The organism is Alteromonas gracilis, assembly GCF_036870955.2.
Lineage (GTDB): Bacteria > Pseudomonadota > Gammaproteobacteria > Enterobacterales > Alteromonadaceae > Alteromonas > Alteromonas gracilis_A.
Genome location: NZ_CP145482.2, coordinates 1,694,693 through 1,712,442, shown reverse-complemented (window position 1 = coordinate 1,712,442; position 17,750 = coordinate 1,694,693). Strand labels below are relative to the sequence as shown.

The 17,750-nt window shown below is 42.8% G+C and carries 19 protein-coding genes; 11 read left to right on the top strand and 8 right to left on the bottom strand.

Features of this window, described 5'->3' with window-relative positions; genetic code table 11:
- The first annotated feature begins 121 nt into the window (after nt 1-121).
- The 5 genes from V6N89_RS08330 (at nt 122) to V6N89_RS08310 (ending at nt 6,190) form a co-directional block, all read left to right on the top strand.
- Entirely contained in the window at nt 122-1,276 is a 1,155-nt protein-coding gene (locus V6N89_RS08330) for an aromatic ring-hydroxylating oxygenase subunit alpha (protein ID WP_346993639.1), read from the top strand.
- A gap of 68 nt (nt 1,277-1,344) precedes the next feature.
- A complete protein-coding gene (locus tag V6N89_RS08325; RefSeq protein WP_431189774.1) occupies nt 1,345-1,596 on the top strand; it encodes a rubredoxin in 252 nt (83 codons plus the stop codon).
- A 53-nt stretch (nt 1,597-1,649) separates the two neighbouring features.
- Nucleotides 1,650-2,876, top strand: coding sequence for an NAD(P)/FAD-dependent oxidoreductase (locus V6N89_RS08320; protein ID WP_338517150.1), 1,227 nt, complete (start codon nt 1,650-1,652; stop codon nt 2,874-2,876).
- A 100-nt stretch (nt 2,877-2,976) separates the two neighbouring features.
- Complete coding sequence (locus V6N89_RS08315; protein ID WP_338517149.1) at nt 2,977-4,038, top strand: MBL fold metallo-hydrolase; 1,062 nt, start codon at nt 2,977-2,979, stop codon at nt 4,036-4,038.
- A 223-nt stretch (nt 4,039-4,261) separates the two neighbouring features.
- Nucleotides 4,262-6,190, top strand: a complete 1,929-nt coding sequence (locus V6N89_RS08310) for an EAL domain-containing protein (RefSeq protein WP_346993638.1) — start codon at nt 4,262-4,264, stop codon at nt 6,188-6,190.
- Nucleotides 6,191-6,195: 5 nt separating this feature from the next.
- On the opposite strand, the gene V6N89_RS08305 is transcribed toward V6N89_RS08310, so the two are convergent.
- Together V6N89_RS08305 and V6N89_RS08300 are read right to left on the bottom strand one after the other, a co-directional pair.
- The gene (locus tag V6N89_RS08305) at nt 6,196-6,486 is read right to left on the bottom strand and encodes a hypothetical protein (RefSeq protein WP_338517146.1); all 291 of its coding nucleotides are present in this window, start codon (nt 6,484-6,486) and stop codon (nt 6,196-6,198) included.
- A 131-nt stretch (nt 6,487-6,617) separates the two neighbouring features.
- A complete protein-coding gene (locus tag V6N89_RS08300; RefSeq protein WP_338517145.1) occupies nt 6,618-8,339 on the bottom strand; it encodes a sensor domain-containing protein in 1,722 nt (573 codons plus the stop codon).
- A gap of 265 nt (nt 8,340-8,604) precedes the next feature.
- Here V6N89_RS08300 and V6N89_RS08295 point away from each other — a divergent pair, with 265 nt between their 5' ends.
- Nucleotides 8,605-9,561 carry a GGDEF domain-containing protein gene (locus V6N89_RS08295; protein ID WP_338517144.1) on the top strand — a complete coding sequence of 319 codons (957 nt, stop codon included), beginning with the start codon at nt 8,605-8,607 and terminating at the stop codon, nt 9,559-9,561.
- Between the two features lie 40 nt (nt 9,562-9,601).
- Here V6N89_RS08295 and V6N89_RS08290 read toward each other — a convergent pair whose 3' ends face one another.
- From V6N89_RS08290 to V6N89_RS08265, 6 genes are all read right to left on the bottom strand, one after another.
- Complete coding sequence (locus V6N89_RS08290; RefSeq protein WP_338517143.1) at nt 9,602-9,811, bottom strand: hypothetical protein; 210 nt, start codon at nt 9,809-9,811, stop codon at nt 9,602-9,604.
- A gap of 72 nt (nt 9,812-9,883) precedes the next feature.
- Nucleotides 9,884-10,099, bottom strand: coding sequence for a hypothetical protein (locus tag V6N89_RS08285; RefSeq protein ID WP_338517141.1), 216 nt, complete (start codon nt 10,097-10,099; stop codon nt 9,884-9,886).
- Nucleotides 10,100-10,403: 304 nt separating this feature from the next.
- Nucleotides 10,404-11,219, bottom strand: coding sequence for an SDR family NAD(P)-dependent oxidoreductase (locus V6N89_RS08280; protein WP_338517139.1), 816 nt, complete (start codon nt 11,217-11,219; stop codon nt 10,404-10,406).
- A complete protein-coding gene (locus V6N89_RS08275) occupies nt 11,212-11,457 on the bottom strand; it encodes an alpha/beta hydrolase (RefSeq protein WP_346993637.1) in 246 nt (81 codons plus the stop codon). The genes V6N89_RS08280 and V6N89_RS08275 overlap by 8 nt, the downstream gene beginning before the upstream one ends.
- Nucleotides 11,408-11,986 (bottom strand): alpha/beta hydrolase, encoded by a 579-nt coding sequence (locus V6N89_RS08270; RefSeq protein WP_346993636.1) that lies wholly within the window; start codon nt 11,984-11,986, stop codon nt 11,408-11,410. Before V6N89_RS08270 ends, V6N89_RS08275 begins: the two co-directional genes overlap by 50 nt.
- Complete coding sequence (locus V6N89_RS08265) at nt 11,983-13,524, bottom strand: flavin-containing monooxygenase (RefSeq protein WP_338517136.1); 1,542 nt, start codon at nt 13,522-13,524, stop codon at nt 11,983-11,985. Before V6N89_RS08265 ends, V6N89_RS08270 begins: the two co-directional genes overlap by 4 nt.
- 122 nt (nt 13,525-13,646) lie before the next feature.
- Between V6N89_RS08265 and V6N89_RS08260 the strand changes: the two genes are divergently transcribed.
- From V6N89_RS08260 to V6N89_RS08240, 5 genes are all read left to right on the top strand, one after another.
- Nucleotides 13,647-14,378, top strand: a complete 732-nt coding sequence (locus V6N89_RS08260) for an AraC family transcriptional regulator ligand-binding domain-containing protein (RefSeq protein ID WP_338517134.1) — start codon at nt 13,647-13,649, stop codon at nt 14,376-14,378.
- Nucleotides 14,342-14,686 carry a helix-turn-helix transcriptional regulator gene (locus V6N89_RS08255; RefSeq protein WP_338517132.1) on the top strand — a complete coding sequence of 115 codons (345 nt, stop codon included), beginning with the start codon at nt 14,342-14,344 and terminating at the stop codon, nt 14,684-14,686. The genes V6N89_RS08260 and V6N89_RS08255 overlap by 37 nt, the downstream gene beginning before the upstream one ends.
- 132 nt (nt 14,687-14,818) lie before the next feature.
- The gene (locus V6N89_RS08250) at nt 14,819-16,030 is read left to right on the top strand and encodes a saccharopine dehydrogenase family protein (protein ID WP_338517131.1); all 1,212 of its coding nucleotides are present in this window, start codon (nt 14,819-14,821) and stop codon (nt 16,028-16,030) included.
- Nucleotides 16,031-16,421: 391 nt separating this feature from the next.
- Complete coding sequence (locus V6N89_RS08245; protein WP_338517130.1) at nt 16,422-17,021, top strand: DsbA family oxidoreductase; 600 nt, start codon at nt 16,422-16,424, stop codon at nt 17,019-17,021.
- A 93-nt stretch (nt 17,022-17,114) separates the two neighbouring features.
- Nucleotides 17,115-17,741, top strand: coding sequence for an NAD(P)H-dependent oxidoreductase (locus V6N89_RS08240; protein WP_338517129.1), 627 nt, complete (start codon nt 17,115-17,117; stop codon nt 17,739-17,741).
- Nucleotides 17,742-17,750 lie beyond the last annotated feature (9 nt).

Sequence of the window (17,750 nt, the reverse complement as noted above, 5' to 3'; positions counted from 1 at the left end):
TTGACAGCTTACCACTTGGTAGGTATTTTGTAAAAAACCTACCAAGTGGTAAGTTACCTTAAGAAATGTATAAAGCGTTTGAATAACCAAAACGTACGCTTCCCGTTTTAGGAGTGACATCATGAATACCGATATCGAAAAGTTGTTGATAAAGAGCGCAAAACAAAATGTAGCGAATAAAACTACCTCACTAGGTGATATTGAGGTGCGCTCCGATACCAACAGATATACCAGTCCATCTCGATTTAACGATGAAGTAAGAAAGGTGTTCAATACCCTACCTACCATTGTGGCTCACGCCTCTGAAGTGAGAGAGCTTGATAGCTATAAAGAAGTTAAGACAACCATGGGCTCCTTAATTGTTAGCCGAGACTCCAACAATCACGTGCATGTATTTAGAAACGCTTGCAAGCATCGAGGAGCGAAATTGGTAGAAGGTTCAGGGTGCACCAAGCAGTTTGTGTGCCCCTATCACGCATGGTCGTATACTACAGATGGCGCACTTAATAACATTCCTGGCCACCAGCACTGCTTTCCTAACACCAATAAGTCGGACAATGGCTTATTAGCACTCCCAAGTATTGAAATGTATGGTTTTATTTGGATATGCCCAAGCGTTGCTGAAAATGAAGATATTAAAGCTCATTTAACCGAGCACCTAGCAGGAATGAACGCCCACCTTGATTGGCTAAAAGCAGATAAGTTGACGCACTTCAAACGCTTTACCAAGGTATGGAAAGGTAATTGGAAACTATTTTCTGAGGGCGGACTAGAGACCTATCACTTTGCATTTGCACACAAAGACACCATAGCGCCATTTTTCTACAACAATGTGGCAGTAATAGACAAGGTTGATATGCACTACAGGGTAGTCATGCCCACAAAAAACCTGTCGTCTAAAGCGGCACAAGCAACAGATAATTTATCGCTGCACGACTATAGCCATACACTATTTATGCTGCTTCCGAATACAGCGCTGCTTATACAAAAAGAGCATGTGGAATTTATAAGTTTTCGTCCGCTAAGTGCAGGTGAAACCGAAATAACTGTCACGACGTTAATCCCCAATAGCACTGACCTTAACGATGTTAGTCAGCTTCGCCACTGGCAAAAAAATCACGATATCACGAACACAACGCTTAACGAAGACTGGGCATTGGGAGAGTCTATTCAATCATCATTAGAAAGCGGTGCACTGCCCTACATCCAATATGGCAAAAATGAATGGGCTTTACACGACTTTAATGAAGAGCTTAATGCCCTTCTTGCTGTGTAGTGACTCTTTCCGTGTAAAAAATCGGGTTTGGGTGCTTAAAAACTAATTAGTTCGACGAGGTAGAGTTTATGTCGCAGTATAGAATTTGGGAATGTCAGGCATGTGGTTGGCTTTATGATGAAGAAAAAGGCTGCCCAGAAGAAGGTTTGCGCCCAGGAACTAAATGGGAAGACATTCCTGACGATTGGTGCTGCCCAGAATGTGGCATTAATAAACGTGATTTTCAAATGAAACAGGTGGCTGACACGAGCGAAGTTGAACATATGAACACCCAAAACGCATCGCGCCCCTCTTTCACAGCGATAGTCTTGCAGGCATAAAGCCGTTAGCCAGCAAAGGAACTCAGCAAAGCGACGCAAGCGATGCTCCCATCGTGATTATTGGTTCGGGCATGGCGGGCGTTAACTTTATAAAATCGTTTCGTGAACACGATAAACACACGCCTATTGTTGTAATTTGTAAAGATGATGGCGCGATTTACAGCAAGCCTATGCTGTCTAATGCCTATGCGCAGCAAAAAAGTGTTGACGCACTTACCCAAAGTTCAGCCATGGAGTTCTCGCGCCAATATCACGTTAGGTTTTTTACTCATACGTTGGCAGAACGTATAGATACACAAACAAAATGTGTCTTACTTCAAGGAGGTGGTGAACAACCTTACGATAAGTTAGTTCTAGCCACAGGTTCATCGGCAATCAACCCCTCTATTGAAGGTAACGCAAACCACAAAATTCGCGCTGTAAATAACCTAAGTGATTACGGGCAGTTTGTCACTGAAGCCGCACATGCGCGCCACGTTACTATTATGGGTGCAGGCCTAATTGGCTGTGAGTTTGCAGATAACCTGCTTCGCGCAGGACTCGGCGTTAGCATTGTTGACCCCAACCCAAGTGCGCTCTATTCTCTTCTGCCCAGTGAAGCGTCGATTTCACTCACTCAGGCTCTAGCAGAAGCAGGCGCTGATTTTCATTTTGATACGACGGTGTCGCGTGTGGATAATCGCGAACTGGGCACAGAGGTGATACTTGCCAACGGACGGCGCTTTAATAGCGATCTTGTACTATCGGCAATTGGCGTAAAACCCAACATCGAGTTAGCACTGCGTTCTGATATTCCGTGCCAGCGTGGTATTTTAACTAACAGTCAGCTAGCAACATCGGTTCAAGATGTGTTTGCCATAGGAGACTGTGCCCAAGTTTCAACGCAACGCGTTGCTGCTGGTGATGATACAAGCCCCAACAAAGAGAATGCCGAACAGATTGGTGTAGTTCTGCCCTATGTCGCGCCACTGTTAAACCAAGTTAAGTTACTAGCCTTAAACTTGGCTAATAAGAAAATGCATGGGGAAAAAACCGTGCATTTGTCTTACCCAATAATGCCAATCGTTGTGAAAACCAGCTCCCACCCTATCAACATGGTACTTCCCATTCATACGCCAGCTGGCCACAAAAGATGGGTATTCGAAGCACAAGGTAGTGACGGCGTTAGTGCAAGGTTACTCGATAATAAGTTCAACACCATCGGCTATGTGTTGACAGGCAAATACGTAACCAACGAGCGTAGTAACGCATACATCACCCTTATTCCTAACTGCGATTAACTTATCTCCACGGAAGCGTTGAAAGCGCTGGTAAATGGCTATGCCGATTCAAGGACACCCAAAATTACACTAAGCAGTTTACCTTTATTAAGGTGAGATCATGCTTGCTTATCGTCGCACCAGCTTTTTTATTGGAGTTTTATTTATGACGTCGTTTTGTGGTTGCTCAAACGCCATTGCTGAGAATGCCCCACTGCCTGAAAAATTCAGCAATACACACATTACATACCAAACATCATTAGGTGACATGTGGAAGGTGCTGAAAGCCTATTGGCGCGACAACAGAAAGGCAGCAACACCCACATTTGAAATTCCGGTTGTTCCGCTTGATATCGACAAGCTTGATGCGGTCGAGGAAGACAGCATTGTGAAACTTGGACACTCAACTACGCTGATTAAGGTAAAGGGCGAGTACATTCTTATAGACCCTGTTTTCAGTGAACGTGCCTCTCCCGTGCAGTGGATGGGACCAAAACGCTTTCATGCGTCCCCTATTAATGTAGAGGCACTTCCCGAGTTGGCGGCGGTTATCATTAGTCATGATCACTACGACCATTTAGATAAGGGCAGCATAGAAATCCTTAAACATAAAACAAAGCAGTTTGTCATGCCGCTTAAGGTTGGAAATCACTTGCGCGATTGGGGCGTGGAGAATAGCAAAATAACCGAGTTGGACTGGTGGCAAAAAACAATATTGAGTGGTATCGAGATAGTTGCAACGCCGTCTCAGCACTTCTCTGGACGCGGACTGTTTGATAGAGATGAAACACTTTGGGCTAGTTGGGTAATCCGTAGTACCACCACAAACGTGTTTTACAGCGGAGATTCTGGCTATTTTGATGGTTTCAAAGACATTGGTGAAAAATATGGACCATTTGACTTGTCACTTATTGAAACCGGAGCATACAACGAACTGTGGTCAGACATTCACATGCTTCCGCATCAATGTCTTAAAGCCCATATCGATGTGCAAGCTAGCGTAATGATGCCAGTACATAACAGTACGTTTGACTTGGCTTTGCATAATTGGAATGAACCTCTGGTTAAAATAACCGCCCTTGCTGAAAAACAACGAGTGCCAATGAGTACCCCAATTTTTGGCGAGATTATTCCAATCGCAAATGCAGCAGAAGCGCCTAACAAAACATGGTGGCTGGAATAATCAAACATACTTAACAAATAATCTCAGACAGTAAGAACCCACTAAAGTGCGTTGTCGTTTTCGGTGCATCGTTTTTCAAAGATAAACATGCTCTAGCATAACTTCATGTTTTGCTGTACATTTATCGCGCTAATGGCAAATATATAATATTTTCGCCATAAACAGGGAAATCGACTATCTAGTCGACATGGTTGTAAAGCGGTGAAGGAGTTAACTGCTAAACATGAAGTTATCTAGTCAGTTCATTACAGGCCTAACTTGCCTAATTGTCGCAGTGTTTTTTGTCGCGACTTTCTATGAGTTCAGCTCGTTACGTCAAAACCAAGTCCGAGTTATAGACGACCATGCTGCTCAGGTGGCTTCAACAATCAACGATACTCTGGCAAATAAAACTACGTCAGAGCAAGACAAAAGCCTAACCATCCGAAGTCTTCTTGAAACGGTTGCAGCTACGCCTTATATTACGCAAGCTCGATTTGAAAGCAGCAAAAACAGTGACGATATCAGTTCAAAAAATATAGGCGCGTTCGAATATCCTGCTTGGCTTACCTCTGTTATACCTATTGAAAAAATCAATAAAAGAGTAGTGGTAAACCAAGAAGGTGATGTCGTTACCTTATCGTCGAACTCAGCTTACGCGTACGCTTTGTTTTGGACTGTATTGGTAAAACAAACCTTAATTTCCTCTATATTGTTAATTCTGAGCATGGTGATAGTAAGCGGTATTAGTGCGCTGTCGATACGCCCAATAAAACGCTCTACAAAGCAGTTAACAGCCCTTGAGAATCATAACTATTCACTGCCAAACCTTTCATCATTCACTAAAGAATACCGTTATTTGACAAATGCAGTGAACAGCCTCGCGATATCACTTGAGAGGCGTTTTACCCAACTTTCAAAACAGTCAGAGCAATTTAAGCAAGTCGCTAGCAAAGATGCGCTTACTGGTTTAGCCAACAGAAGTGCATTTGAGCGACATATGAAAGCGCTGCTCTCGACAAGCAGCACAAAAGAGATGGACCTAACGCTTGTAAGGCTAGCGCAACTGGGGCGTGTAAATGCACAGCTTGGCTCGCTTGCAGGAGACAGCTATGTAGTGGGTGTGGCCAATATACTTCAGTTAAATGCGCAAGACACATACAAAAATGCGTTTGTATTTCGCTTTTCTGGTGGAGACTTTGCAATCGTTTCAAATCCCCTTCCCCGCGACGAACATGAAAACACCCTACGCTCTCTGGTGCGGCTCATCACCAACGTATATCCTCTTCAAGATGAAAAGAAAGCGGTAAGCATCGGTGTAGCAAGGTTTAGCCCTAATGAAATACTGCCACATATCATAGAGAAGGCAGACAATGCGCTAATTGCTGCAACCAAGTTAGAGCAAGGCTGGCAGTTTGCCTCGGACATCCAGCACGTTCATAGCAGCGCGAAATGGAGAGAAAGGTTGACCTATATTGTTGAACAACAATATGCCGACATTCTCATACAACCCATTGTGAATATTGAGCAAAATGCTCCCGCTTATCACGAAATTTTCGCCCGATTTAAAGATAGCGAGACCAATACGGTTATTCCAATGTCACAACTCATTCCGGCCTCTGAAAGGCTAGAGTTAATACCTCAATTAGACAAACTCGTCGTTAGCATGGTATTTAAGAAACTGTCGGCCACGTCTCATCAGGTTGGGATCAATTTAAGCAACATGTCCATTTCTAATGCGTCGTTTAGGGAATGGCTTTTAGGTCAGTTGCGACAACGAGAAGAAGTGTGCCGCAGGCTCGTTTTTGAAATAGAGGACTCGGCTCTTATCCATCACAGTGGCGATGCAATAGCTCTGTGCAAACAGATTATGCAGTGTGGTGCGCAAGTCACTGTAGAACACTTTGGTGACAATTTTTCATCTCTTGCAGGCTTAAGAGCAATATCACCTCAATTCGTCAAACTATCGGGACGTTTAACACAAAGCATCCACTTACAAAAAGATAATCAACTTTTTATCAGTAGCCTATTGAGTATTGCACGTAACCTGCACATTGAGGTTATTGCAGAAATGGTAGAAAACGAAGCAGAGTCAATCGCTTTAGAAAATCTAAACGTTACTTTTCAACAAGGTTATTATTTTGCAAAACCGACATTGTGGATGGTGTACTAAGCTGGTTATTTTTCTCTTTCCCACACTTCAATTTCTCCATTCACGACGTCCCAACGTTCGTGAATAGGAAGTGCCTGTTGAAAATACTCCACATGCGCTCGCGCGTCACTCACTAGAAAATGATCATTCTTGCAATCTATCCCGTGTGCTAACAAACGATTACAGGTTTGTCGGTCTAGCGCACCTGTATATGCAAGTCTATCAGCATTTGCACAACCGTTAATCGCAAGTAACGCTGTACCTAAACCTATGACCGCAATGAGTTTATTCCCTGAGTAGATTCTTGTGGTAGACATAATTTCTCTTATATCGATTAGATGCTAAATACCCTTTCTTGTAGACTGTACACTAACGCAACAAGTTCCGAAAAGATAATCAAAAAGCATAATTATTGTTCAGTGACCGTTTTTTAGCTGTAGCCTAGCCTTTAGCTATTGTTTTCAAATAACGTTTCAATATCACGAGCTGGTATTGGCTTAGAAAACAAGTAGCCTTGAGCATATTCAACCTTGAGTTTCTTGCAGTACTCAGCTTGTTCTATCGTTTCAATACCTTCTGCAACAATGTTTAGGTCAAGCTTATGCCCAACATTAATTATGGCCTCAAGCAACGCACCGTCATAAGCATCCTCTGGCGCATGCTTCAAAAAGGAGCGATCTATCTTAAGATGGCTTATTGGGAACTGTCTAAGGTAACTTAAAGAGGAATACCCTACCCCAAAATCATCAATTGAGATTTCTACACCGCTGTCTCTAAGCCCGCGCAAGCCGCTTAATACGTCGCCACTGGAATCAATCAACAAGTTTTCAGTGAGTTCAATGCCTAAGTCTTGAGGCGCAAGACCATAATATTTTTTGACTGATTCAAGATGGCTAAAAAAATTGGGTTGGACGAGCTCTTTGCCAGAAATATTGATATCTACGCGCATGTTTATGCCAAGTGATTTCCACCGTTGTATTTGACTGCAAGCTTGCTTCAACACCCACTGTCCAATCTTGATGATTAAGTCCGTTCGCTCAGCAATTGGTATAAACACGTTGGGGGGCACACTCTTACTTGTGTCGCTAGGGCACCATCGAAGTAAGGCTTCACATGCGGCAATGCTCTGGTCTTTTAAATCAAACTGCGGCTGATAAACCAGTTCAAACTCCCCTTTTTCAAGCGACTCGTGAAGCCGTGACGCAATAGTACGCTGCAAAGCAACACGCTCTGATAGCGCAACATTGAAAAATTGGTATTGATTACGCCCCTCCGCTTTAGCTTGATACATTGCCACGTCGGCATTTTTAAGCAAGTCATCGGGTTTTCGCCCATCTTTGGGGTATCGACTGATACCCGCACTCATCGTTACACGCACGCTCTCGCCGTCTAAATCGAAGCCAGTTTCAAAACAACTTACAAGTCGCTTCGCAATAATAGCCGCCTGTTCCTCACTGTGGGCTGCTTTCAATAATACAACGAATTCATCCCCACCAAACCGTACCAATACTTCGTCATCTGAAAGACTTGCGGTCAGTCGAACTGCCGCAGCGCGAAGAAGCTTATCACCCCATGTGTGGCCTAACGTATCGTTTACTTCTTTAAACATGTCTAAATCGATAAACAATATGGCGAAAGGCTCGTCATTAAGCGCGGCATTTTCTAACATGCTATCAAGCTGGCTATATAAGAAACGTCGGTTGGGTAGTCCTGTTAGCAAGTCAGTCGATGCCATTCGATCTAACTCTTTTAGCGCACTTACTTCTTTTGATAAGTCGACATCAATACAAAACATTTCTGGAAAGTCGGTGTCTTCTTTCAGCATGACGTGAGAAGAGAAAACGTGCACGGTTGAGCCGTCTTTTCGTTTTAGAGGAAGTTGTTCAGATGGAATGGGAATACCTTGCTTGAGCCACTGCTGATGAAGAGCAATAACCGTGTCTTTCATCTCGCTGGGGATGATAAGGTCTTCAAGTTTAGCTCCAAGCGCTTCTTGGGCAGAGAAACCGTAAATATCTTCGCTCGATTTGTTCCAGTAAATAACGTTACGATTTCTGTCATAGCCTTGGACAGAAACCTTTGAGAGCGCACTGATAAGCTCTAAAAATCGTTTTTCACCACCATCATATTGCGAACCAACATGATGGCGGTTTCCTTTCTCTACGTTCATACCACTCCCTTGCGCTTACAGAGCCTAATGTAAGCGATTCTGGTCAAAAGACGTATTCAAAGTATAGATACAAAAGTTCGATACTGCGCAAATAAATCCTTTCTAAAACAGAGACCAAGGAAAACGCTGTAAAGAATCGCTCTCCCTAATGTCCGTTCCTTTGTAGATTCATTTATTCCTCCATTAAAAACTTTCACCATCAAGGGCAATTTTTGAAGAATTAAACTACGTTTATATAGAGCTATTAAAAGTAGGAAAGCGTGTAGTGATATCGTCGGCGTGTAATTTTAACCATTTAATTCAGTCGTTCATTGAAACGAGCAAAGACGGCTACGCCATATTCTGCCCAGACGACAAGCTTCTCTATGGAAATTATGTGTTTCTTGACATTTTTTGTGCAACAAACGATAGCGTTGAATACTGGAGCTTTGAACAACTTGTTAGGCATGCGTATAAACAAAAACGAGGTATCAACATTGAAACTGACCACATAGAAAGCTGGCTTGACTATGTGAGAACGGTAAGAAGAAAACGGGCTCACCGTATGTTTGAAGTCGACTTGGTCAATGGTCGTTGGATGTTATTCTCAGAGCAATTGCTTGAGTCAGGCGAAATGCTGGTTCAAGCCAAGGACATTTCTAAGCAGAAAGTGACCGAAAGCACGCTGCAGCGGTCTCTTATTCAGATCAAGAAATTGGCTCTCACCGATGAACTCACTCAGCTCGCTAACCGACGCTCTTTTGTTGATGCCGTTGAAACAGAACTTTCTCGTGTTCAGCGAAATCACATGTCAGCAACCATGCTGGTAATCGACTTAGATCATTTCAAACGTATTAATGATACATACGGGCATTTGGCAGGCGATCGCGTGCTAACAGACACTGCTGCAGTGTTGCGAAAATCTACTCGCCAATATGACATTGTCGGCAGATTGGGGGGCGAGGAATTTGCTGTATTTATGTCTGAAGCTTGCTTCAACATTGCGCTAGACGTTGCCGAGCGTATACGCGAAACACTGGCTCAAAGCGTCACAGTTGTTGACGGCAACGCTATAAGTGTAACGGCATCTATTGGAATAAGCAGCAGACTTGAACCTGATAGCTTTGAAAGCTTATTCACAGAAGCCGATGAAGCGCTTTATAAGGCAAAATCTAGCGGTAGAAATTGCATAGCGGTGTATAATGACTTGGCCAAATCGCCAACCATAAACACGGCTTCATAGCCCGCTTTACGGTTTAGTTACACTCTGCACAAATTACGTCTTAATCTTTATACAAGCGGTCAATGTAATCTTTGTTGGTTTTTACAAACAAATAAAACGGGAAGGCACAAAAGGAAACGAATAGTCCAATCAGCATTAATCCATTTTTATCTATTTGTTGAAAAACGCCAGAGACATTGCCGATAAACGCTATAAAGCAAACAAACATGATGAACATGGTAATAAATGCTTTTTTTTGATTATGCACCATGGAATTTCTCCTAAAGTAAAAGTGGCGCATGGCATGCGCCACAAAGTTAAAGTTATGTTAGTTCAAAATTTCCTACGCTTTATCGGCCAACCATTCGTCAATGCCAGTATGTTCAGCAAGCCATCTCCCGACTCCCCAACCAACTGAACCAGCAGCTCCAATTGCTGCTGTTGCTGCACCAAATGTCAATCCGGCCCTTATTCCCGTAATGGTCAGTCCTGCGACGGACAAGTTATCGTCTACTCCACCACACACACGGTCTAGCTCTTTAATATCTAACTCTTTCATTTTCTATTCCTTGATAGTTTGTTTTACGTCATTAATTCTAAGTCAGACGCATTGATACTGCTCCTTCGCCCAAGCGCCTAGGACTTACTCTACTGCTCTTTTTTTACTTTAAAGCTGCTTCTTAGGATAGTTTTGAGAGAATTCTTCTTGAAGCCGATAAAGCACTCTGTTAGGAAAAATTTGGCTGTAAAAATTAATTAATGAAGTGCAACGGCTTACAGAAATCCCCGGATGAGAGGACTGTTTTATAATACTATTAAGTAGATTGACATATTTAAAAACGGAAACGTTTTAACGATACTCTTTATTTCAAAATGTTATTTACGCCCAATAATGCGTTGGTGACTCTGTGATATGCATCGCCAAGTAACCATTGCAAAAAATTGGCAAATTTAGCGTCAGGCCCAACTAAGACCTGAGGTTTTCGTTTTCTCATTCCCTTTGCAATTATTTGTGCAGCACGCTTTGGCGTGGTGTAAGCAACACTGTCGAAGTGACGCACATATTTATCGAAATCGCGATTCTCCGAGAGGCTATTTCGCGCAATATTCGTTTTAATTCCACCAGGCATGACACACACTACCTTAATAGGAAAACCTTGATATTTCATATCTTGCTGCAGGGCTGAACTGAAGCCTCTTACGGCAAATTTTGACGTGTGATAAGCGGTCATCGCAGGCACTGTAATAGCGCCAAAAATAGATGATACGTTAACGATGAGTCCTGACTTGGCATTTAGCAGCAAAGGCAACATATAGCGACAACCATAGACAACACCATTTAAATTAACATCCAGAACGCGATCAAACTGTTCTGGTGGTGTCTCAGTAAAGTAGTCAAAATTTGACATACCCGCATTATTAATCACGATATCAACATAACCCACTTGCTCGACTAGCATTGCTTTAAGCGCTTCCCAGCCTTCTGTACTAGTCACATCTAGCGCGTGCGAGCACAGCACGCAATGGTTGAGTTGACCACACACCACCTGCAAGTTTTCATTGTTAATATCGGTTAGTACCAGCTTTGCCTGATTGACAGCGAAATGTTCAGCTAACGCTTTGCCTATGCCAGAACCAGCACCTGTAATGACAATTACTTTATCTTTCCACTCACTCATAGTCTTTAATCCATTCAATAACGGTTTTGCTCACAGCTGGCAGGTGCAAATTGGCTACCGTCCAATGGCATACACCAGGCAACTCCACAAGCGTTGCTCTTCGCCCAAAGCGCTTGGCGATATTCCGTTGAACTGAAATAGGCGTTACCTTGTCATCTAGCCCTCCAATCACAAGCACTGGGCAATGACTAGCTTGATAGTCTACCGCTGTGGGAGGGCTGCGGTAGAGAAACCACATCCCTATTTCCCATGAAGCCAAACCAGACTCGTAAGTCGCGTTTTGGTAAATTGATTCTTGAACATCGGCTTGATTGCGTATTGGCGATACCGTAGCGAACACTGTTCAAACTCAAAGCGGTGAGATGTCGCCACAAAGGAAATCTAAACAAATTTCGCCCTAATGTTCTAATTGCTGACCAACACCACCCATTGATTCCGGCAGGCGCCGCAGACGATATCGTAATAAGCGCTTTGCATTCGACCTTACCCACCACAAGTTGAGCAATTAGCCCTCCCATCGAATGTCCTATTACTATTGGTTTACCCTGTAAATTATTAATGTAATCACAGACTGCGTTCACATAGTCGTTTACGCCCATCTTTGAGAGTCTGTTTTGGGCGGCAGCGTCCATCTCACCTTTAGGCAAGTGCCCAGGTAAATCAACAGCATGAACATCGAAACCCTCTGCCGTTAAGACTTCATTTAGGGGGTACAATGTTTCCGATGTACTCCACATACCGTGAAGCAATACTATCTTTTGGCTCATGTTTTTTCGCCGCTTTGTTTTATCTTTTGACGCTTTGAAGCGGCTTTTTTGTGAAATTTTTCAAGGTGTTCCGTATCATCAAAGCGCAGAACACCGTCTTCGATATCGGTGTATTTGATTGCCATTAGGTCTTTGAGGTAGAAGTCTTTATTTCGCCACGGAAAATGCAAACCTTGCTTCGGTAAAAAAGGGGCTGCGCGCAAAATATAGCCAGAGTTTAGATCAACAATTCCTTCAGATTCCTGTTCGTCTTCAAGGTAGGGATAAACACTGCTGTACTGTTTCTCTTCGAGAAGGTTAAGCAAGCGACAAATGTATTGATAAGTAAGTTCTGCTTTTAACGTCCAAGAGGAATTGGTGTAACCAAAAATCATCAAAAGGTTGGGTATATTGCTAAACATCATTCCTTTGTAGTTCGTCAAACTATTAGGAATGACACTTTGCCCATCAACCTCTATCGCCATGCCACCCCACAGCTGAATTTCTAGGCCTGTTGCTGTAACAATGACATCGGCGTCAATGTGTTCGCCATTTTTTAACCGGATACCGTTTTCAGTAAACTTCGCGATTTGTGACGTCACAATTGAGGCGCTACCGTTGTTTAAGCTGTCAAATAAGTCACCGTCAGGGACCATGCAAACTCTTTGGTCCCAAGGCTTATAGCTAGGCTTAAAATGCGTATTCACATCAATTTCATCATTTAACGCTTTTGCTGTCTCTTTTCGAATGACCTTTGCCATAAATTGCGGGAATTGCTTAGACAAAAAGTAAGTAATTTGCTGCATTAGCACGTACTTAACCCGCATGATTTTATTAGTCAGTTTTGCAGGCATGAATGAGGATAGAAAGCGATACAGTCCGTCTGACGCGGGTCGATTGTAGATATACGTGGGAGAACGTTGCAGCATGACAACATGGTCAGCCTCTAGCGCCAGTTTCGGCACAAGCGTGACCGCAGTTGCCCCTGAGCCAATAACCACAATGCGTTTATTTTTATAGTTATAGTTTTCTGGCCATTTTTGAGGGTGAATGATATCCCCTTGAAATTCCTCAGCCCCCTCAAACTTTGGTAAATACCCATTCTCGTAGTTGTAATAGCCAGTACAAGACACCAAGAACTTACACGAGATGCTGTACTCAACGCCGTCAGACTTTCTAACCGTGCACGTCCAACGATTGGCTTTTGAACTCCAACTTACTTTTACGACTCGTTGACGAAACCTTATGTAGTCTAGAAGTTTCTCATCTTCGACTAGCTCACGAAGGTAATTATTTATACGCTCAGCAGAGCCTATATATTCTCGCTCTGTCCATGGTTTAAACGAATACGCAAAGGTGTACATGTCAGAATCAGAGCGAAGTCCCGGGTATTTAAAAAAGTCCCATGTTCCACCAAAGTTATCCCTACTTTCGATCACGGCAAAACTATCTTTAGGGCGCTGATTTTTGAGCGTATAGCACATGCCTAAACCCGATATGCCCGCTCCTATTATCAGCACGTCTAAATGATCTGTTGTATTTTCACCTATAGATTGCATCCAACCACCTATTAACATCTATTTTACTTTTATTACATTATCGCTACCTCTTGAATTTCGATATGGTAATATCAACCAATAATTGTCAATTTCAGTCACAATGACCGACAAAGGATATATTCTTGCCACCGTTTGAAAAATCCATTCCCGTTATGAGCTTGCTTCCTTTGTTTAGCGCGCTGCAGGACCAAGGAACAGAGCTTGAACTTTTATTAGCAAAGCACGGGTTAGAACTTGAGAAATTATCTGCAACCAGCAAGGTCGATTTTCATACGTATACAGAAATAACCAGGGAGTCGCTGCGGTGTATCAATGATCCCATTTTAGGCATTACACTGGGTGAGCAAGTGACAATGACGTCATATGGCTTGTTCGCTATGTTACTGCTTAGCGCGCCATCGCTTAAACAAATGATTGACTGTGCAGTGCAATTTCAAAGGCTGTCGCTAAACATATGTACTGTGAGCGTTCACTACGTAAATGATTATCTAGAGTTGCGCCAAACGCTTCCTCAGCTTCCTGACAAACGGTTAAAAACCTACTTTGTAGATTATGATTTTGCTGGAACGGCAGCATTCATTCGAGAAATCACGCGCGATATACCAAGTTTGACAATCGTCAGTGGTATCGCAAGAGAACACCCGGGAAGAGACAAACTAAACGCATTCACACGCCTATTAGGAAGCTCGCCGCAATTTGAGCAAGCCTATAGCTGGGTTCGTATCCCAACCAAAATGATGACGTTAAAAAGCTTAAGCACAGCAACGCATTGGCTCATAAGCTCTACAAAACACAAGCTCAAGAATTGGTCTATCAAATGTATTCCGATTCAGGTGATATGCGCACGCAAATAAATCTTATATTAGATGGCTTTAATGAACTGCCTTATCCAAGCCAACCAGACGTAGCTGCACAAATAGGTGTCAGCGAAAGCACCATGCGAAGACGCTTATCTGACCAAAAGACCAGCTTTAGGCGTATCACTGAACAGCACAAGCGCAATCGTGCACAAGCGCTTCTTCAAAATGAAAATAACACAATACTGGAAATCGCGTTGCAACTTGGTTACGCAGATTCTCCCACATTTGTAAAAGCGTATAAAAAGTGGACTGGAGTAACACCGAAGAAATATCGACAACGTGCGCGCAACGCAAGCTTATAGTGTTATCTATTTGTCTTGCAGTAGTCTTTTCAATGTTTATATTCACTGATAGAAAAATAAAATGCGAATGACGTTGCGCATTTTCGCGTAAACATGCAAGATTTTTTATAAAAACAACAACCTGGAACCATTATGGCAAGCAATCAACCCACTTATGACTTTGTTTTGTACGGTGCAACATCATTTGTTGGCCAAATCATGTGCGAATATCTGGCAACGTATGAAGGCGAAGACGTCTCATGGGCCATGGCAGGCAGAAGCGAGCAAAAACTTCTCGAAGTCAAACAGCGTATTGGCTTGGACGTCCCGCATATCGTGGTTTCTGCGGATGATGAAAGCGGTTTGCTTGCCATGTGTGAACAAACTAAGGTGGTGATCACAACAGTTGGACCGTATGCGCTATATGGCGAGAGCGTTGTGAAAGCGTGCGTACAAAGTGGAACAGATTATTGTGATTTAACTGGCGAGCCTCAGTGGATCAAACGTATGGTAGATAAATATCATGCCGCAGCACAAGATAGTGGCGCTAGACTGGTCAATTGTACTGGTTTCGATTCTATTCCTTCTGATTTAGGGGTATATCACCTGCAGAAACTAGCAATAGAACGAACCTACCAACCAGCCTCCCAGATCAAAATGCGCGTTCGTCGAATTCGCGGTGGCGCATCAGGAGGAACCGTCGCGAGTCTTCTCAATGTATTAAAAGAGGCTAAAAACGACCCAGCTCTGCGTAAAGCATTGGTGAACCCTTATGTGCTTTGTCCAGATGGACACCCGTTCTCTGTTCGCCAAAAAAATCATAAAAGTGCTGAGTATGATGACGAATTGCAAATGTGGACCATGCCATTTGTTATGGCTTCTATCAATGAACGGGTGGTTCATCGCAGCAATGCATTGCTAGGCAATAGGTACGGTGAAAACTTCAAGTATGACGAGGCCATGTCAGCGAAGAACAAGAGTATCGCGAAAAAGACTACATTTGGCTTAGGTGCGTTTATGGTAGCGGCGAATATCTCACCGCTACGTGCACTCTTAGAAAAATTTGTACTTCCAAAGCCAGGGGAAGGCCCAAGTAAAAAAGAACAACTTAATGGAATGTATGACATGCGTTTTTATGGCACGCTGATCAACGGTGAAAAAATTGAAGTCAAAGTAGAAGGTGACAGGGATCCCGGCTACGGCTCGACGGCAAAAATGATTGTTCAATCAGGTTTATGTATCGCCCATGACATCCCAGACGCAAAAGGTGGGTTCTGGACACCTGCGTCAGTACTTAACGAAGCCCTAATCGCACGACTGGCAAAACATGCTGGAGTTACTGTCGAGGAAGTATCAGCGGCATAAAACATTTAGCGCATTAAGAAGAAACTATGTGTATTGGTGTCGCATATCCTTGGAGGTGCGACAGGTTTGCTTATGACTTTTACCATCGCATATCCTTAACACTAGCGAGAAAACTTCTATTACCCGCATTACATATAATAACGCCAAATCACTAGTTTAATGTCCCTTCATATCAAAGCGCTCTATTCTTCGCTGTAGCGCCGTTTCATTTTAAGCTCCCCAGCTATGTCCAATTAGTCTGAGACAAAGATTTAGCTATTCAATAAACAACATATATTTCTATCAAGTCCACCATGAATTTTTTTATTCATTTACAAAGTTTTTATTCATTATTTTGTGTCTCGATTTGAAACTAATATCGAGGGTGACAAAGTGAAATAGTGGTGAAAACGTGACAACTATCGAGTATTTCTACAACCCCTATTGTTCTATGTGCTTTTTGCTTTCTCCCCATATCAGGCGCAGTTTGCAAGAGCACAATGTGAAGATCATTCAAAGAACACTTATAAAAGACCGAGACTTTAAAACATGGACGAAAAAAGAACGCGCTTATTCGTTAAGTGACGAAGATCTCGACTACTCTAAGGGCTACATGGCAGCACTATATGCTAAAGCAATAGAACGTATTCAAGGTCAAGAAGCTCACTGGGATTTTTATGACGCGGTTCAAAACGCCTTTATATGCGAATCGAAAAATATAAGCGATGCCAGACTGCTCAATCAAATCGCTTGGTCTTTAGGAGTTGATCACTTAGAGCTGATTGCAGCCCTTTATTTGAGCGAACTAAGAGAATCTATTAGGAGTGACGTGAAAAGAGCTGACGATTTCAGAATAAGCTCAACTCCAGCAGTAATCGTAGATGGACGATACGTTATAGACTCTTTTTCCACGTCGCAGCACTTAAAGACTCTGTTTCACTATGTCAAAAATAGGAATTCTAATACAGCAAATATAAGTGGCAGTTCTTGGCAGTTTCGAGTGACGACTTAATGCTCACTTGTTCAAGAAATGCTCATTAGCTTTTTAGTTTAGGGCCTATCTTATTTCAACTCGTTAAATTTTATTATCAGTAAGGGTTTAGACATGAATCTAATTGAAGCTTTAAATTGGCGTTATGCCGTTCGTGAATTTAGTGAAAAGAAACTACCAGTTTCTATCATCAATGAGTTAATTGAATGTACTCGCCTTAGCGCATCTTCTTATGGTTTGCAGCCTTACAGACTAATAACTATAGAGAGTGAAGAAACAAAGCGTGCATTGCTGCCGCATGCAATGGGGCAAACAAAAGTGCATGAATGCTCTCACTTATTTGTGTTAGCGAGATTGAATGACATAGATGGTCGATTTATTGATAGTCACTTTACAAGAGTCGAGAAGGAGCGTGGACTTTCACCTGGCTCACTGTCAGGCTTTAAAGACCATGTTCGAGAGACGCTATTGTGGATGACCGTATCTGAATTAGAACAATGGGCGGAGTGTCAGATCCACATTGCGCTAGGAAACCTTCTTACCGCCGCTGCCATCAAACAAGTTGATGCGTGTCCAATGGCTGGTTTCGATAAAAAGGGGTTTGATGAAGTTTTGAAACTGAACGAGAACGGACTGAGTAGCTCCGTAATCTGTGCGCTAGGTGAAAGGTCAAACAGTGATGCTAGTAGAAATGATAAAAAAGTTCGATTGCCTATTAGTGATTTCAGCATGTCGATATAAGCTATAGTA

Bases quoted from the DNA above. Each gene is read 5' to 3' on its own strand.
- V6N89_RS08325 (WP_431189774.1), top strand. From the start codon at position 1,345: ATGTCGCAGTATAGAATTTGGGAATGTCAGGCATGTGGTTGGCTTTAT.
- V6N89_RS08290 (WP_338517143.1), bottom strand. From the start codon at position 9,811: ATGGTGCATAATCAAAAAAAAGCATTTATTACCATGTTCATCATGTTT.
- V6N89_RS08310 (WP_346993638.1), top strand. From the start codon at position 4,262: ATGAAGTTATCTAGTCAGTTCATTACAGGCCTAACTTGCCTAATTGTC.
- V6N89_RS08330 (WP_346993639.1), top strand. From the start codon at position 122: ATGAATACCGATATCGAAAAGTTGTTGATAAAGAGCGCAAAACAAAAT.
- V6N89_RS08240 (WP_338517129.1), top strand. From the start codon at position 17,115: ATGAATCTAATTGAAGCTTTAAATTGGCGTTATGCCGTTCGTGAATTT.
- V6N89_RS08270 (WP_346993636.1), bottom strand. From the start codon at position 11,986: ATGAGCCAAAAGATAGTATTGCTTCACGGTATGTGGAGTACATCGGAA.
- V6N89_RS08280 (WP_338517139.1), bottom strand. From the start codon at position 11,219: ATGAGTGAGTGGAAAGATAAAGTAATTGTCATTACAGGTGCTGGTTCT.
- V6N89_RS08250 (WP_338517131.1), top strand. From the start codon at position 14,819: ATGGCAAGCAATCAACCCACTTATGACTTTGTTTTGTACGGTGCAACA.
- V6N89_RS08305 (WP_338517146.1), bottom strand. From the start codon at position 6,486: ATGTCTACCACAAGAATCTACTCAGGGAATAAACTCATTGCGGTCATA.
- V6N89_RS08265 (WP_338517136.1), bottom strand. From the start codon at position 13,524: ATGCAATCTATAGGTGAAAATACAACAGATCATTTAGACGTGCTGATA.
- V6N89_RS08275 (WP_346993637.1), bottom strand. From the start codon at position 11,457: ATGTGGTTTCTCTACCGCAGCCCTCCCACAGCGGTAGACTATCAAGCT.
- V6N89_RS08300 (WP_338517145.1), bottom strand. From the start codon at position 8,339: ATGAACGTAGAGAAAGGAAACCGCCATCATGTTGGTTCGCAATATGAT.
- V6N89_RS08255 (WP_338517132.1), top strand. From the start codon at position 14,342: ATGTATTCCGATTCAGGTGATATGCGCACGCAAATAAATCTTATATTA.
- V6N89_RS08285 (WP_338517141.1), bottom strand. From the start codon at position 10,099: ATGAAAGAGTTAGATATTAAAGAGCTAGACCGTGTGTGTGGTGGAGTA.
- V6N89_RS08315 (WP_338517149.1), top strand. From the start codon at position 2,977: ATGCTTGCTTATCGTCGCACCAGCTTTTTTATTGGAGTTTTATTTATG.